Origin of the sequence: Solwaraspora sp. WMMB335, assembly GCF_049179075.1 — a bacterium.
In the GTDB taxonomy this organism is placed as follows: Bacteria; Actinomycetota; Actinomycetes; order Mycobacteriales; family Micromonosporaceae; genus Micromonospora_E.
The window spans coordinates 5,708,852-5,725,679 of record NZ_JBMHMF010000001.1 but is presented as its reverse complement, the minus strand read 5'-3'; the positions used below and the strand labels follow the sequence as shown (position 1 = coordinate 5,725,679).

11 protein-coding genes are annotated in these 16,828 nt (G+C 70.0%); 5 read left to right on the top strand and 6 right to left on the bottom strand.

Annotated features, from left to right (window positions below; all coding sequences use genetic code 11):
- Positions 1 to 66: 66 nt before the first annotated feature.
- Positions 67 to 993, bottom strand: a complete 927-nt coding sequence (locus ACN27F_RS25010; protein ID WP_421437499.1) for a sterol desaturase family protein — start codon at positions 991 to 993, stop codon at positions 67 to 69.
- A gap of 621 nt (positions 994 to 1,614) precedes the next feature.
- Here ACN27F_RS25010 and ACN27F_RS25005 point away from each other — a divergent pair.
- Positions 1,615 to 2,655: a hypothetical protein gene (locus tag ACN27F_RS25005; RefSeq protein WP_421437498.1), complete on the top strand. Its 1,041-nt coding sequence runs from the start codon at positions 1,615 to 1,617 to the stop codon at positions 2,653 to 2,655.
- Between the two features lie 138 nt (positions 2,656 to 2,793).
- Here the strand turns inward: ACN27F_RS25005 and ACN27F_RS25000 are convergent, their stop codons facing one another.
- Genes ACN27F_RS25000 through ACN27F_RS24990 form a run of 3 tightly spaced genes read right to left on the bottom strand, consistent with a single transcriptional unit; the run spans position 2,794 to position 5,352 of the window.
- Positions 2,794 to 3,258 (bottom strand): hypothetical protein, encoded by a 465-nt coding sequence (locus tag ACN27F_RS25000; protein ID WP_421437496.1) that lies wholly within the window; start codon positions 3,256 to 3,258, stop codon positions 2,794 to 2,796.
- Positions 3,233 to 3,889: an RNA polymerase sigma factor gene (locus ACN27F_RS24995; protein WP_421437495.1), complete on the bottom strand. Its 657-nt coding sequence runs from the start codon at positions 3,887 to 3,889 to the stop codon at positions 3,233 to 3,235. Before ACN27F_RS24995 ends, ACN27F_RS25000 begins: the two co-directional genes overlap by 26 nt.
- 56 nt (positions 3,890 to 3,945) lie before the next feature.
- Positions 3,946 to 5,352 (bottom strand): S8 family peptidase, encoded by a 1,407-nt coding sequence (locus tag ACN27F_RS24990; protein ID WP_421437493.1) that lies wholly within the window; start codon positions 5,350 to 5,352, stop codon positions 3,946 to 3,948.
- 180 nt (positions 5,353 to 5,532) lie between these two features.
- Here ACN27F_RS24990 and ACN27F_RS24985 point away from each other — a divergent pair, with 180 nt between their 5' ends.
- Positions 5,533 to 8,214 (top strand): CHAT domain-containing protein, encoded by a 2,682-nt coding sequence (locus ACN27F_RS24985; RefSeq protein WP_421437491.1) that lies wholly within the window; start codon positions 5,533 to 5,535, stop codon positions 8,212 to 8,214.
- Positions 8,215 to 8,361: 147 nt separating this feature from the next.
- A complete protein-coding gene (locus tag ACN27F_RS24980) occupies positions 8,362 to 10,086 on the top strand; it encodes a cellulose binding domain-containing protein (RefSeq protein ID WP_421437490.1) in 1,725 nt (574 codons plus the stop codon).
- Between the two features lie 85 nt (positions 10,087 to 10,171).
- Here ACN27F_RS24980 and ACN27F_RS24975 read toward each other — a convergent pair whose 3' ends face one another.
- Positions 10,172 to 10,672, bottom strand: a complete 501-nt coding sequence (locus ACN27F_RS24975) for a DUF5980 family protein (RefSeq protein ID WP_421437489.1) — start codon at positions 10,670 to 10,672, stop codon at positions 10,172 to 10,174.
- 553 nt (positions 10,673 to 11,225) lie between these two features.
- Here ACN27F_RS24975 and ACN27F_RS24970 point away from each other — a divergent pair.
- Together ACN27F_RS24970 and ACN27F_RS24965 are read left to right on the top strand one after the other, a co-directional pair.
- The gene (locus ACN27F_RS24970; protein ID WP_421437487.1) at positions 11,226 to 11,810 is read left to right on the top strand and encodes a hypothetical protein; all 585 of its coding nucleotides are present in this window, start codon (positions 11,226 to 11,228) and stop codon (positions 11,808 to 11,810) included.
- Positions 11,811 to 11,950: 140 nt separating this feature from the next.
- The gene (locus ACN27F_RS24965; protein ID WP_421437485.1) at positions 11,951 to 12,544 is read left to right on the top strand and encodes a hypothetical protein; all 594 of its coding nucleotides are present in this window, start codon (positions 11,951 to 11,953) and stop codon (positions 12,542 to 12,544) included.
- Positions 12,545 to 12,644: 100 nt separating this feature from the next.
- On the opposite strand, the gene ACN27F_RS24960 is transcribed toward ACN27F_RS24965, so the two are convergent.
- Positions 12,645 to 16,661 (bottom strand): glycoside hydrolase family 9 protein, encoded by a 4,017-nt coding sequence (locus tag ACN27F_RS24960; protein WP_421437483.1) that lies wholly within the window; start codon positions 16,659 to 16,661, stop codon positions 12,645 to 12,647.
- Positions 16,662 to 16,828: the final 167 nt, after the last annotated feature.

Genomic DNA, 16,828 nt, shown 5'->3' with positions numbered 1-16,828 from the left:
ACGCGGCGACGCGCACGACGCACTTACCCTTCAAGCAACGGGCGGAGTTACAGCGATACTGAGGGATCAGCCAGTCCTACGTCGGACACCGGGTCTGGCACGCCACGGATGCAACAGACTGGCGACGACGTCCCCGGTCGGCGGGAACGATGCTGGATTGTGTAGTCCGATCGCCATCGGGCGGCGACCCGAACGCCACGTGAAACTGCCGAAGAGTTGATCCCAGATCGACAGGTCGGAACCGAAGTTGCCTGCTTCGGCAAGGTTGGTGCTGTGATGCAGACGGTGTTGTTCGGGGCTGGTGAGGACGTAGTTCAGCCACCCGATGCGCACGTCGATGTTGGCGTGGATGAAGTATCCCTGCACGATGACGAACAGGCCGACGACGAAGACGGACGGCTCGGAGAACCCGGCGAGGGCGAGGGCCAGCTGCACCGTGCCCTGGGCCAGCACGATGTCGAAGATGTGGTTGACGCCGTTGTTGCCGACGTTGACTTTGTCCGGCACGTGGTGCACGCCGTGGAGCCGCCACAGCCAGGCGTTGGTGTGCCCGAGTCGGTGCATCACGTAGCTGGCCAGCGAGCCGAGCAGCACCGCGAGCGGCAGTTCGGCCCAGAGCGGGAAGTGCCCCTGGGGCATGGCGATCGCCCCGACGACAGCCATGATCGGCAACTGCGCCAGCCCGCCGCCGAGCATCGTCAGCAGGAAGTAAATGCCGTACCAGCGCCATTCGCGCAGATTCGGGTGCCAGTTCGGCTCGTACGGGATCAGGCGCTCGAGGATCGCGAAGTAGGTGAGTGTGCCGATCAAAAAGACGAAGTTGACGGCGCCGAGGTTCCATCCGTGTCGCAGCGCGACCACACTGACCACAATCATGGCACCGATCAGGATCGGATAGGCGACCACCCGTCCCACGATACGGGCCGTCGTGACGGCACGGACCGTCGGCGCGGACGGTGCCGAGCGACCGTCGTACTCGTAGGAAATCTCCATGCTGCCTCCATGCAGGTCTGGCCGACCGTTCACCGCCCGGTGAACGGGCCGACGTCTCGGCATTTGGAAAGCGCCGTGGAGATGCACTTCCCAGCTCATTGACGGGCTGGTCGGGTACGGTGGCGTCGGTTTCGCTGGCGGCCGTCCGCCAAGCATCGATCCTTGACTGACTACAGGTGAGCGCCGACATGCGCCTGGGCGATTGAGAATCTTTGTGATTTCCGCAGCCCGGTCCCCGGAAAAATCTCGATGGTTCACCGTGCTGGGTTCAGGCGCAGGATCACCCCACTAAACATCGCGGTGTATTGCCGGACCCACGGACAGTAAACCGAGTATCCATCTAGATCAGTAGTCGTCTCTCACCATTTGCACGCCACCGGCCCGACCTTAGGGTGATGCAGTTGCTGTTTTGTCGCAATATTAGACCCGTTGTCGGGTTACGAGCATGATTCAACATGCCCTCGCCAGGTTCGCCCGGAGATCTCGACAATTTCCACCATCTGACGAAGCACCCGGACGCCCGACGTATTTTCGGGCATCGATCCGGCTCGGTAGGAGTGTCCAGCCCCGCAGCCGCCGCCGTCCGGCGGCTGCGGCAGCCCTATCCCTCAGGAGGGAACCTTGTCCACCAGACTGACGCGACGCGTACGACGGTCGGTGCTCGCCGTCATCGGCGCGACCGCCCTGGCGCTGCTGCTGCCGACGGCCTCGGCCACGGCGACCGCACTCGACCGGTCGGGCACCGTCGGCGCCCTCGCCTCACCCGTCGACGTCTACATGAAGGACCATCCGTCCGACATCGGGCTCCAACCGCACAACTTCAACCCGATCTCGGAGAGCCCCGACATCAAGGTCTGCCCCACCGCCATCGAATGCTCGGTGAGCCAGAACCCGATCATCGGGCAGCGCAACTACATCTTCATCAAGTTGCGCAACCCCGGCCCGTACGGCTCGGGAACGATGGAGCAGGGCGAGATCCACGTCTACCGGACCACCCCCGGCGGCGGCACCACCTGGCCGACCCAGTGGACCGAGATCGGCTGGATGGCGGTGCCGGTCTACTCCGGGGTCACCACGGTCGTCATCCCCTGGGACAACGTTCCCGGACCGGGACACTTCTGCCTGCTGGCCCGATGGCTGTCGGCCAACGACCCGATGACTTTCGAAGGGCCCAGCACCTCGGTGAACACCCGCAACAACAACAACGTCGCCTGGCGCAACGTCAGCTCGGTACTGCTGACCCCCGGGCGGCCGCAGACCCGGCCGTTCGCCATCGGCAACGTGCTCGCCGAGCCGACCCGAAACAGCCTGGTCTTCACCGAGGTCGCCGAGCCACTGGAGAACGCCGGCGGCCGGCTGGTGGTGGACCTCGGACCGACGCTGTTCGAGCGCTGGGTCGAGGGCGGCATGGCCGGCGAGGGCATCCGCGAGGTCGGACGCAACCAGGTCGAGATCGTGGAGCCGGCGAAGGCCCGGCTGGACGGCCTGGTGCTGATGGGCGGCGAGCGGTTGACGATGCAGTTGCAGTTCACCGCGACGACGCCGACCGAAAAGCCGATCTCCATCCGGGTGACGCAGTTCGGTCCGGACGTCGACGGCAACGAGCGGGCCGACCTGGGCGGGGTCCGCTACGACGTGACGGTCAGTAAGCGCGACCAGTAGCCGTCCATCGGTAGTGGGACGGAGGTGGCGTACGGGACCCGCGGCCTCCGTCCCGGCCTGGCCGGCGGCGACGGGCAGCCGCCAGCGACAGGCCGGCCGGCGACGGTGAGCCGGCCGTCGACGCGGACCTGCTGGGCCTCAGCGCAGGCTGACCCAGCAGGTCCGGACCGTGTATTTCGCGGTGCTGGCACGCAGTTGCACCGGACCGACCGGCGGTACGCCCATCGAGAAGAATCCGAGCTCGTCGACCGGTACGTCCTCGTACTGCCCGGCAGCGGTGCGGGCGCTGACCCGGCCCTGGCTGGCCGGGGAGAGCTGGCCGACGACCCCGGTAGCGGTTACCTCGATCTCGACGACCACCGGCCCGGATCGGAAGGTCAGTGTCCGGTCGGTGCCGACGGACCGGGTCAGCCCGACCGGCTCCCGGTCGCAGGCGGAGTCGAAGGTCAGCTCGGCGACTGCCAGCTCGGCGTCGACCGTACGCCAGCTGAAGGCGGCCAGCGCGGCGTCGAGGAACTCCTCCCGCACCGGCCCGGAGTCGCGCAGGGCCGCACCCAACTCGATCAGCAGCCGGTCGTCACTTTTGGGCGGCCACTGCTCCATCGCGTTCACCTCCGCTCCCCGGTTGGCTCTCGTCCGGGGCATGCCGGACATAGGGGGCGAGAGCCGGGCAGTTACGCAGCCTCGCCAGGCATCGGGCCTGAGTGGGGCCGACGCTGCCGGTCGGCATGCCGAGCCGCTCGCCGATCTCACGGTAGCTGGCCGGCGGGTCGGCGACGAGCAAAGTGAGTAGTTCCCGGCAGCGCGCCGGCAACTCGGCGAACGCGTCGCGCAGGGCCTGGCGCCGCTCGGCACGCAGCAGGTCCTCGTCCGGAGTGGACGGATCGACCAGCAGGAAGACGCCCACGTGGCCGTCGACCGACTCGTCGTACGGGTCGAACGGCTGGGTACGCCGGCCGAGCCGCAGCATCCGCAGGCACTCCCGCCGGGTGGTGGTCACCAGCCAGGCCGGCAACGCGTGCGACTCGCGCAGCTGGCCCAGATGTTCGACCAGCCGCAGCCAGACTGTCTGGTTGACGTCGGCGGCGTCGGCGCGGTCGAGGCCGTGGCTGCGGATCACCGCCGCCACCAGTGGGGTGTAACGGCGTACCAGGTCGACCCAGGCGGACTCGTCGCCGGCGACGGCGGCGGCGACGAGTCTGGGTACGGCATCGCCGAACTCACCGACAGGCACCCTCCCATGTTCCCAGACGGTGGTGTCGCCGGGACCTCCGGCGGTGGCGGGCCGGCTCATCCGACCAACACGCCGTAGTCGGGATGCCAGGCCGGGCCGGCGGTCAGGGCCGCCGCCGCGGCCGGTGCGCTGAGCCCGGTGGCGGTCATCAGGGCGGCGAGCCGGCCACTGACGTGACCGGTGGCGAAGGATGTGCCGGCCCACGCGGCGAAACCGTGGAACGGCAGGACGGGCTGGCCGGGCAAAAGCATCTCGCCCTCGACGTACGTACTGGTGCGATCGCCGTACGCACTGGCGGCTACCCAGGGACCGTGGCTGCTGTAACTGGCGGGCACCGGACCATTGTCACCCGACGCGACCGCCGCCACGGCGAGCACCCCGTCCAGCGCGGCCGGCCAGGATCGGCGGGTGGTGCCGGCGTTGCCGGCAGCGGCGACCACGGCCACCGAATCCGGCAGTTCGGCAAGGGCGTTGGCCAGCGGCAGCGGCGCCTGGTCGTCCTGGGTGAAGAAGCCGAGCGAGAGGTTGACGATCGCCACCTCGGTGCCGAGCCGGTCGAGCGCGGCGACCAGGCTCTCCTCGTCGCCGACGCCGTTGGCGTCCAGCGCGGCTTCCGGATCGACCCGCACGCCGGGCGCGGCCTGTCGGACGACGCCGGCGACGAAGGTGCCGTGCCCGCCCTGCAGGGCCAGCTGGCTGCCGCCGAGATAGAGCGGATCCTCGTCGTCGGCTTCCGGCAGGTAACTGCCACCGAGCCACTGCGGATGCACGTTGCCGGCCAGACGCCAGATGCCGGTGTCACAGACACCCACGGTGACGTCGGCTCCCTCACCGAGCCGGGCGGGGTCGGGCGGGGACAGCGCGGCCGCGAGCCGGGGCGGCCCACCGGGGTTGCCCATGATGTTGCCGAAGCCGAGCAGGACGTGGTGCGGCTGCACCTGCGGAACCTGCTTGTTCGGCCACTCACGGGGATCGCGCAGCTTGCCGACCACAGCCGGAATGTCCGTTTCCCGCTGGAAGCGCAGCCGGCTCACCCGGCCGAAACCTTCACTTTCGCTGACCTCGTGGCCGTCGGCCCGTAGCCGGGCCAGTACTCGGCCGACGTCGGCCGGAGCGACCAGCAGTTGCCGGGGCCGGTAGAGGAACTCCCGGCCGGCGATGGCGGTGTACCGCCGTACGGTCGGGTTGGTGGCCAGGATCTCCAGGAAGGCCCGCTGGTAGCTCTGGTCGAGGGCACTGCCATCGCTCGGCATCGGTTGGCCCGGCGACGACTGACCCGGCATCGGCTGACCCGGCATCAGCTGACCCGGCATCAGCTGACCCGGCGACGACTGGCTGGTCCGGGCGAGCGGCCCGGACGGTCCGAGCGGCAGTACGGCGGCGGCCAGCGCCGACCACCCCATCAGATGCCGGCGGGAGTACTGCCCGGGCGGACCCGGCACGATGCGGCGGTCGGGCGACACCTGGCCTCCAGGCGGGTGGTAGACGGGCCGGCACCGTCACCGGGCGGCCACAGAAGGTTACGACACCAACACGATTATTTCAAAGCATAGTTAGATGTCAATTGATCAACTATCGGTCGATCGTCGACACCCGGTGCGCTGTCATTGACCCGGGCGCATGATTCGGGAATTCTCTCTCGCATGGCCGTACGCACCGATTCCGGTGTCGACCCGGCACAGCGGGCCCTGGACTCCGTTCAGCGCTACCCGCATGACGCCATCTCGATCGCCCGTCAGGTGCTCGCCAGCCCGTCGGACGCGGCCGCCCGGTCCACTGCCGAGCGCGCCATCGGCCTGGCGCTACGGGAGCTCAACGACCTGCCCGGCGCGATCCGGCACCTGCGGCGGGCGGTACGCGCCAGCGCCGACCCCCGGCTACGGGCGCTGGCCCGGATGAGCCTCGGCTACGTGCTGGCCAGCTCGGGACGTACCACCGCCGCCCTGCGCGCGGTCACGTTGGCGCTACCGCAACTGACCGGTGCGGACGCCGGCCGGGCCCGGATGCAGCGCGGGGTGGTGCTGCACTACCGGGGCCGGTTCGACGAGGCGGTCCGCGACTACGACGTGGCGGTGTCCATCGCCCAACGCGAGCGCGACCCGCTGTTGGAAGCCCGCGCCCGCAACAACCGGGGCCTGCTCAACGCCCACCTGAACGCCCACCTCAACGGCGAGCCCGGCCCCGGCCCCGGATCCGATGACGACCTGCACCGGGCCGCGGCCATCTTCAACCGGCTCGGGCTGGACCTGGCCGCCGCCGACGCGAGATGGAACAGCGGCATCGCCGCCGGGCAACGCGGCGACGTGGCCGGCGCGCTGCACTGCTTCACGGCGGTCGACGCCGAGTACCGCCGGCTCGCGGTGCCCCGGCCGGCGCTGCTGCTGGACCGCTTCGAGCTGCTGTTGTCCGTACCGCTGATCGACGAGGCGGTCTCGGTGGCCGGCACCGCCGTGACCGAGCTGAGCCGCCTCGGCATGGCGTCGGACCTGGCCGAGGCGCTGCTCGCGCAGGCCCGCGCCGCGCTGCTCGCCGGCGACCTGGCCACGGCCGCCGAGACCGCGGCGGCGGCGCGCAGCCGGTTCCGCCGCCAGGGCCGGCGTGCCTGGGCCACCCTCGCCCGACACGTCGAACTGCGCGCCGCGTACGCCCGGGGCACCCGGACCACGGCGCTGCTCGCCTCGATGGTGCGCACGGCTGACCAGCTCGACGCCACCGGTTGGCCCGGACCGGCGCTGGCCACCAGGATCGAGGCGGCCCGGCTGGCCGCCGGGCTGGGCCGGCAGGCCCGTGCGGTGGAACTGCTGCGGATCGCGGCCCTCGCCCGGCGGCGGGGCACCGCACCCCGACGGGCCCAGGGGTGGTACGCCTTGGCGCTGCGTCACCGGCTGGCCGGCGACGAGGCCCGCGCCGTCCGCGCGCTGCGCCGGGGGCTGGCGGTGCTGGACGGGCACCGCGCCTCGCTCGGCGCGACCGAGCTGCGGGCCCACAGCGGGGCGTACGGCCAGGAGCTGGCCGCCGAAGGGCTGGACATCGTCATCGGACATGGCGCGCCGGCCCAGGTGCTGACCTGGGCGGAACGGTGGCGGGCCAACGCGCTACGGATGCGACGGGTCTCCCCGCCGGCCGATCCGGATCTGGCCACCGCCCTCACCGAGCTGCGGATGGTCAGCGCCGCGCTGGAGGACGCGCTGCTCGCCGGGAACCCGGTCCAGGCGTTGCGCGGCAGCCAGGCCCGCCTGGAGCAACGGATTCGGGAGCTGACCCGGGGCGTGGACGGTGGCGGCGAGCTACTCGCGCCGCCCGGGGCCGCCCAACTCGCCGCGGCACTCGGCGACGCCGTACTGCTGGAACTGGTGGCACACGGCGAACGGCTACGGGCGGTGCTGGTCCGCGACGGGCAGGTCACCCTGCATGACCTCGGGTCGCTGGCCGACGCGGTACGCACGGCCCGGCTGCACCGGTTCGGGCTGCGCCGGCTGGTCACCACCGGCGACGGCGCGGATGCCCGAGCCGGGGTCGCGCACACCGCCGGCGCGCTGGACCGGCAGCTTTTCGACCCGGTACGCGGGCAGCTCGCCGACCGGCCGCTGGTGGTCGTGCCGATCGGTGAGCTGCACGCCGTGGCCTGGTCGGGTCTGCCGAGCTGTGCCGGACGGGCGGTGACGGTGACGCCGTCGGCCACGGCCTGGCTGCGCGCCGCCGACGCCCCGGTCACCGGCTCGCCCCGGCCGCCGGTGCTGGTGGCCGGACCACGGCTGCCGGCGGCCGAAACCGAAGTACGTCAGCTCACCGCGGTGCTGCCCGACGCCCGCGCGCTCACCGGCGCCGCCGCCACCGCCGAACGGGTCACCGAAGCGCTCAACGGTGCGGGCCTGGCGCACATCGCGGCGCACGGGCGGTTCCGGGCGGACAACCCGTTGTTCTCGACGCTGGAGCTGGCCGACGGGCCGCTGACCGCGTACGAACTGGAACGGCTGACCAGCCCGCCCGGCTGTGTCGTGCTGTCGGCCTGTGACTCCGGGCTGGCCGGGGTCCGCCCGGGTGACGAGGTGATGGGTTTCACCGCGGTGCTGCTGGCGCTGGGCACCCGGTGCCTGATCGCCACGGTGCTGCCGGTGCCGGCCGACCTGACCACCAGCCTGATGCTGGAGCTGCACCGCCGGATGCGGGCCGGCGACCGGCCGGCGGTGGCGCTGGCCGGCGCCCAGCAGGCGTTCCTCGCCGGTGCCGCCGGGCCCGTCGGGCCGGACGGCACAGCCGCCGGGCACCCCACCGGTGCCGGACACGCGACCGCCGCCGCTTTCGTCTGCTTCGGGGCGGGTTAGCCACCGTCGTCGGTTCGTCGTCTCCTTCGGCTACTCCCGCGAGCACCATTGACACGTTTCGTTGATTTGTTCGAAACTTATCGCTGTCGACATCCGCGATCTTCGATCGGATGCCGGCACCATCACCTAGCCGGAAGGAGAGCCCTAGTGATCATCAGCTCGGGCCGCTCGAAGATTCGCTCGACGGTCATCGTGCTGTCGACAGCGGCGCTCGCCGTCGCTGGAGCGGTAACAGTGCTGGCGGGAACCCCAGACGCCAGAGCCGACGTCGGCACCTTCGCCTTCGCGTCCAACGTCGAGGACGAGGGCGCCGACTGCCCCGTACCCAATCCAGGATCGTTCTCGCCGAGCTCCAGACTTCCGGATCCGTTCCGGAAAATCGACGGCAGTCGGATCACCACGAAGGCCGACTGGCGCTGCCGCCGGGCCGAGATCCGCGAGCAGGCGGAGCGGTACGTCTACGGCGACAAGCCGGCGAAGCCGGCCACGGTCACCGGGACCGTGTCCAACTCGAACATCACGGTGAACGTCTCGCACAACGGCCGTAGCTCCACCTTCTCGGCCGGCGTCCAACTGCCGACCAGCGGCGGATCCGGGCCTCACCCGGCGGTCATCGTCTTCGGCGGCTTCGGCGCGGACACCTCCACCATCCGGTCCTCCGGCGCGGCCGTCATCAGCTTCGACCCGTTCTCCGTCGGTCAGGAGGGCACCGGACGCAGCAACAAGCAGGGCGCGTTCTACAGCATCTACGGCTCGTCGAGCAGCACCGGGCTGCTGATGGCCTGGGCGTGGGGCGTCAGCCGGATCATCGACGTCATCCAGCAGTCCGGCGGCAGCATCCTACGCGCGGACATCGGCGTCACCGGATGCTCCCGGTACGGCAAGGGCGCCTTCGTGGCCGGGGTGTTCGACCAGCGGGTCGCCCTGACCATGCCGATCGAATCGGGCAGCGGCGGCGCGCCAGCGTTCCGCAGCATCGCTCAGGAAGGCGGGGCGCAGCCGCTGAGCAGCGCATACGGCGAGCAGCCGTGGCTCGGTGACGCGTTCGGTTCGTACACCGGTAACCCGGCCGGCCTGCCGGTGGACACCCACGAGATGGTCGGCATGGTCGCCCCACGCGGACTGTTCATCATGGAGAACCCGCACATCGACTGGCTGGCCGCCCAGTCCGGCAGCGTCGCCGCCCTGGGCGGTGCCGAGGTCTACCGGGCGCTCGGCGCGTACGAGAACATCACCTACTGGTCGGCCGTCTCCGACGGCAACCACTGCGCCATCCGCTCGGAGTGGCGCACGCCGTTGCAGCAGCACATCCAGAAGTACCTGCTGAACACGGGCAGCGCGGCCGGCACCTTCCGGATCGCCAGCAACAAGTCCGGCAACCTGGCCCAGTGGCGGGACTGGACGACGCCGACGCTCGCCGACGGCCCGACCACCCCGCCGCCGACCACGCCGCCGCCCACCACGGCACCGCCGACCACGCCGCCGCCCACCACGGCACCGCCCACCACGGCACCGCCGACGACAGCGCCACCGACCACCCCGCCACCGACGACCGCGCCGCCCACCACGCCGCCGCCGAGTGGTGGCTGCACGGCGTCGCTGTCGGTCAACCAGTGGCCGGGCGGGTTCGTCGTCACCGTCCGGGTCACCGCCGGCTCCTCGCCGGTCAGCGGTTGGTCGGTCACGATGACCCTGCCGGGTGGCGCCGCCGTCACCAACGCCTGGAACGCCAGCCGTAGCGGCAACAGCGGCACTGTCCGGTTCGACAATGTCAGCTACAACGGCAACATCGGCGCCGGGCAGTCGACCGAGTTCGGCTTCCAGGGCACCGGTACCGGCACCGGCATGACGCCCACCTGCTCCGCCGGGTAGTCCGGTCCGCAACGCAGTTCCCCCACCGGCCCGGTGTGGCGGCTCGCCCCGCCGCCACACCGGGCCATCCCTTCCGGCGAGCTGCTCAGAGCCCGCACCCCCACCTCTCCTGAATCTTGATCACGATCGGCATGGTCTGGGTCACCACTCCGTCCGTCAGCGTCATCTCGGCCCGGTACTCACCGAAGGTCAGTGGCGGCAGGGTCATCGAGACCCAGGCGATGCCGACGTACCGGTCACCGTTCGATCCCGGCGGGATCGGCGGATGCGGCAAGCTGGTGACCGTGCCGGCGGGCAAGCCATGCATATCGACATACAGTGGCGTCGACCAGGATCCGGCGACGAAGCCGACGAAGTACGTGAAGTTGGAGACGTTGGCCGGGAGGCAGGCTCGCTGCTCGTAGTCCGACAGATGCCACGTCGCCTGTGATGCGTTCACAGCGCCGGTGGCCTCCGCCGAGACCGCCGCGGCCGCCGAGCTCGTGCTGCCGGCCGCCGAGGCGGTTGACGGACTGACGGCCAAGGTCAGCGCCAAGCCGGTTGCCACGGCGAGCGCCAGCTTGGCGGCACGGGACGTCAATTCCACAGTGGGCCTCCTCTGGTGATCCTCTTCGGGCAGCCTCCGACCCCTCGGGCCCGGTCCTCACCCGGGCCGCCGCCCATGTGAACGGAGTATTACGGGAATACGCCTCGGTCACTACGAACCTCTTGGGTTTCCCCTACAAATACATAGCGAATTGCCGTCGCACCGCGCCGGTATCATCCACAGCAGACGGACGCGCGGCGACACCGTCACGGTACCGGCACAGTCCATGATCGACGGCATCTGCCCGGCGGTGATCTCGTCGCGTCCGCGACCCGCGCCAACAGGTCGATCAAGCCGCAAACATACTGAGAATCGTCAATGTTGCCGACGCGGGTCCAGGCATGCTGGAATGACTCACATCACCGCAGCGTGGGGGCAACCGCGCTGGGCACGGGCAGCACGGGAGCAGCGCAGCGCCGGCGGGCATCCCCGCCCACACGTCCATGTAGTACATGTCCCCAGCCATGGCCGACGCGCTCGACGTCCGACACGCCGGCGGCGTCCGACGCGCTCTGCCAACGCACCAGAACCGGCGACGAGGTGAGAAGCAATCATGGTTTCCCGGGAAACTGTCACGAGGTGGTACCGGAACCGCTTCGTGTGGGTGGCGGTGATCATGCTGGCGACGTCGGCCGGCGCGGTCGCCCTGGTGAACACGGCCGGCTCAACGGCTGACCCGGCCGATCTGCGCGGGCAGATCCTGACCCGGATGCGAGCCGCGCTCGAACAGGCGGACCCAGAGGAGCACAACCACGCTGGACATGATCTCCAGCAGTTGAACATCGGGGAGGAAACCCGGCAGGCGGTGATCTGCGGGGTCCACGTCTACGGATACGAGCCGGTCGAGGTCACCCAGCTCGCCGACGTGGACACGGTCTACGGCTTCCATCTCTGCGGAGTCGCCGGGCCGGACCGTCCCTGGGACGTAGCGCCGAAGCTGGCCGGTCCGCTGATCATGGACATGTCGGTCGAGCCTCCTGGCTTCCAGGTGGTCGAGGCCACCGCCGAGGTGATGTTCGTCGACCGGCTACGGCAGATGTTTCCGCACAAGTACGCGGAGCTGGCGATGACGGAGGCCCTCGCCGACTCGGAAATGGTCGACCTACGCCGCCGTTACGACGCCGCGGCCGGGCTCTGACCAACGTCTACCGGATCGAGGGTCCCGTCGAGGTCGGGACCTTGGTCCCGGACACCTTGGGTGTTCCGCCCCAGGCACCGGGCACCGCCAGCGCGGGAGAGTGATCACGTAGCACGCAGATGCGAAACGCGGAGGCAACGATGACCACCCAGCAGGCCACCCACCGATCGATCGACCGCCCACTCGAGCAGGCAGAACTCCCCGGCTCGATGCTCACCGCCACCGCCGCCCGCACCCTCGCCGTGCTGCGGATCTCCACCGGCTTCGTCTTCCTGTGGGCGTTCCTCGACAAGACCTTCGGCTTCGGCTTCGCCACCCCGGCCGAGCGCGCCTGGGTCAACGGTGGCTCCCCCACCAACGGATTCCTCTCCTCCGTCGAGGTCGGCCCGCTGCAGTCGTTCTTCCACTCCATCGCCGGCACCTGGTGGGCCGACACCCTGTTCATGGTCGGCATGGGCGCCATCGGTATCGCCCTCATCGCCGGCATCGGCCTACGCGTCGCCGCCGGATCGGGCGCGCTGATCATGGTGTTCATGTGGCTCGCCGAGTTCCCCCTCGACCGCGTCACCGCCAGCGGCGAACCCGCCCACGCCACCAACCCGCTCATCGACTACCACATCGTCTACGCGGTTGTCCTGATCGTTCTCGCCGCCGCCTACGCCGGTCACACCTGGGGACTCGGCCGGCTCTGGGCCAAGCTGCCCTTCGTGCAGCGCAACCGCTGGATGATCTGATCTTCCCTCCCCCCAAACCGGTGTGCCGGACCACCCTCGCGGTCCGGCACACCGGCGTTTCTCGTTACTCGCTGCCCAGGGGGACGCTTCCCGCCGGGCTCTAGCTGCCGGCGACGTCTGCGGCGAAGGCGCTGACCCAGGCCAGTGCCGAGTTCCAGTTGATGGTGATCTCGTTGACCGACCAGGCTTCGAGGTTGTCGACGTAGCACAGCTGCGGTGCGCAGCTGTGCAGCCAGGACGCGGCGAGCGGGTCCTGCAGGCTGGAGTTCGGGCCACCGGAGACCGACCCGACCAGCGGGTTGGGCAGTGTCGCGTCGAAGGATCTCGCGTACCAGCGGCTGTGCTGGTTGCGCGCGTCGTTGCTGCCGTAGCCCGTGATGTACGACTGACCGAGGGCATTGCGACCGAGCAGGTAGTCGAACGCTTCGAAGACGGCGTCGGCGTACGCGCGATTGCCGGTGAGGTCGTACGCGGTAGCGAGAACGACCTGGTTGTTCAGGATCGACGCGTTCGAGCCCCAGTCGTACCTACCGGTGCTCGGGGTGTACGTCTGGCCGAACCGTTCGGCGCGCTGGAACGAGATCAGCCGGTCCGCGGCCTGCCGGACCCAGGTACGGATCTGTGCCTGCTCGGTCAGTCCGGTGCCGAATCGAGCGAGGTCGAGTTGCGCGAGAGCGGCGACCGAGCCCCAGTAGAACCCGTTCTGGCTGAACGCCGCCCCGGCCGTGTGGAACCGGCTCGACCGTACGGCGTCGAGGTAGCCCGCGTTCCTCGTCGTGAGGTAGAGCTGCGCCGCCGCCCAGTAGTACTCGTCGGACACGTCGCTGTCGGCGTACGGGCCGCCGCCGACGCGGTCCGCCTGCGGCGCGTACAGCACCGGGTTGGCCCGGGCCGCCGCGTAGGCACGCTCCGCCACGGCACGCAGCCGCGCGGCGAACACCGCGTCGTACGGTGTGTAGAGCCGCGCACCCTGCGCGGCGACGGCGGCCAGGTTGAGCGTCGCCGCCGTCGACGGGCGGTGCAGCTCGCGCTTCTTCTTGTCCTGGTGCGGCAGCATCGGCGGACCGGTCCACGACTCGTCGTGCACCTTGTGGTGCACCATGCCGGCCAGCGGCCGGCCATCGGGCACCTGCATGGTGAGCATGAACTCCAGGTTCCAGCGGGCCTCGTCGAGGATGTCGGGCACCCCGTTGCCGCGCTCGGGGACGGCGAGTGTCGAATCGCCGAGCGGGCCCGACGAACCCTGCGCGAGCGCCCGTTCCCAGGCGGACAGCAACTGGTAGGTGGCGATGCCGCCGTTGACCACGTACTTGCCGTGGTCGCCGGCGTCGTACCAGCCGCCGGTCACGTCGAGGGTGTAGTCGCAGGTCCAGTTGTCGACGTACGGCTTCGGGGTCTGGCACGGCACCCGGGTGTCCCCACCGCCCGGTGAGGCGGCGACGTGGCCGGCGGGTCGGGCGTACGCGGCTCCGGCGATGCCACCGTCGATGGCGATGCCACTGCGGTTGGTGTAGAACAACCGCATCGAATCGGTCCGCAGCGACGCGTACAGGTCGGACCTGATGTCGAACGGGTGGCTCGCCTGCCCGCCGACCACCAGCTGGAACCGGCCGGTGGCCGAGAAGCCGCTGAAGTCGATCGTGTGGACCGCGGCGGCGGCCGAGCCGTCGAAGCCGGCGGGCGTCGTCGTGCCGGTCGCTACCGTGCCACCGGTGGATGGCCGCAGGGCCCACTGCAGTGGAGCCGTCGCGTCGGTCACCACCGTCGCCCGCTTCGGCCCGTCCGGCAGGTACCCGTGCTGGTTCACCTTCACGGCGGGACCCCGGTCCGCCTGATAGGCGTACTCCTCGCCGGTCAGCGAGACGTCGTCCATGCAGAACTCGTACGGCTGGGCCGAACGCCCGAGCCGGAACTGCAACTGGGCGAGCACGTACTCGGCGGCGACGTTCGCGGCGAAGGTGTACTCGAAGTGCTTCCAGGACGGCCCGGTCGTCAACCCCTTGTTGAGGTACGTGACATTGCTGGGGTTGTCGAAGGGCGCGAGCTGCACCAACGGATTGGCCGTGATACCGGTCCGGGCCCGGAACCGCAACGTGTACGAGCCACCACCGGGCAGGTAGATGCTGTTGTGTCCGACCAGGACGTCCCACGGGTTGGTCGACGCCGGAGCGGTCACGCAGAACACGCCGCCGTTCACCGACGGCGTCATCCCCGCGTTGACCCACCACGGCTTGTCCGTACCGGTGAAGTTGCTGTTCTGCAGCAGCCTGCCGTCGACCTGCGGTTGCGGCTGCCCGCCGTGGTACGCGGGCAGCGTGCCGGGCGGCAGGTCACCGGGGCCGCCCGGTTGACCGGGTTGGCCGGGCCCCGGCGGGTCCGGTCCGTAGCGGGGCAGCAGCCAGCCGTCGATACCCCGCGAGACGCTGTTGAACAGCAGGAAGTCGGCGACCCGGTCGACGTCGAGATCGGCAAAGGCACCGATGGTGCCGTTGAACGGATCGCCGGATCGGATGGTGTCGAGCGGGCGCCAGCCGGTCTGGAAGTCCCATGGGCCGCCGAGGTTCTCCCAGGCGACCACGTCGCCGGTCGTGTACTCGACGACCACGACGTCGGCGCGGCCGTCGCCGGTGATGTCGGCGAAGTGCACCTGCCCGGTCGGTCCCTCGGCCGGGTGTCCGAAGTCTTGGATCTTGCGCCAGTCACCGGGGGTGGGCAAGCCGCTCGCCCGGTTCTCCCACCCGGTGACGAAGTTGTACCTGCCCATGATGAGCAGGTCGTCGTCGCCGTCGCCGTCGATGTCGACGAACGTCGGGGTGCCGACGTAGCCCAGGTCGTTCGCGACGGTGCGCGGCTGCGCCCACCCGGTCTGCTCGACGCTGGACTCGTTGCGCCACACCCGCATCGCCGCGTATCCCGTCGGCGACTCGTGCGCGCCGAGGATGACGGCGAAGTCGTCCCGGTCGTCGCCGTCGAGGTCGCCGAAGAGCAATTGGAGCGGATGCCGGTCGAGATCGTCGGGTGTCGCCGACTCCGGCGCGATGTCACCCATCGGCAGCCAGACCCGTTCCCCGTCCGAGTCGCACCCGGCGTTGCGCCAACCGTGGAGCCGACCGTCTGCGACGATGACGCGATCCGCGTCCCCGTCACCGTCGATGTCCGGATACCGGGTCTGTGCACCGTCGCTCGGGCCGTTCGTGATCTGGCCGAGCGGTGACCAGCCCGGCGGGACACCATCGACGGGCTCGCGGCAGACGCCCGTGGCGGAACGGGCCCGTGCCGCACCCCGCTGCAGGGCCGCGATGAGGAAGTGCGCGTTGTCGGAGAGAAAGGTAGCGAGCCATCGCACGACGCCCACGATCCCGCTGCCGAACCACCACAGCCCGCCAGCCGTCTTTTGCAGCACCCCGCTGACGCTCCAGAGCGCCTGGGCTCCGTTGCCGTTGAGCCACGGCCCGAGATACGACTCCCACACCGCCGGGCCGACCGCCGCCGCCACGGACAACCCGACCGCCTCGACCCACGCCCGCCAGTCCCGGTCCAGCCCGTTGAGCTTGATGACGATGGCTTCCGTCGTGAAGGAGCCGAGGAACGCCGCCAGCGGTGCACAGATCGTCTGGACGGCCACCTTGGTCAGGGCAGGGAACAGGTACGCCACGCCGGCCGTACAGGCGACCCGGACAAGCAGCCAGACCGCGATCCCGGCGACGCCCGCCCCGATCAGACCCCAGTCCACGTCCGTTGTAGCCTCGTCCGCCTCGACCGTGAACGACAGGCCGGTGTTCGTGACCACGATCCGCCCGTCGAACTCGGGCCACCGGTAATCCGCAGGCCCGCCCGGCAGCTCCAGATCGTTGCGGCTGAGTTCCTCCTCGAGCGTGTCGCCCAGCGACGCGTTGCGATCGTTGAGCTCGGTCGCCCACTCCACCACGTCACGGCGGTCCAGGTTCTCGGGCAGGTCGAACTCGAACACGGCCGTGTACGACACATCGGCGTACGCCGGTGCCACGGCGCCCAGTTGGACTGCCAGGACCAGGGTGAGCAGCAGGGCTACCGCAGCACCGCCCCGTCGTCGGGCACGTGTGGACGACGCGAACGTCCCACCGTCGGTTCCAGGCACCGTACCTCCAGCTGCGCGAAGCAATGACCCACCAGGCGGTCTGCCCGAAGTCGCCTCGCAGGCAACCAGGAGCGCACATGCAGCCGATGATCGATGTATGAACAGCAGGGGCAGGGCGCCTGCAAATCTCGTGAAACCGTCGGTGCGCAGGTGAACCGGCAGCCGAC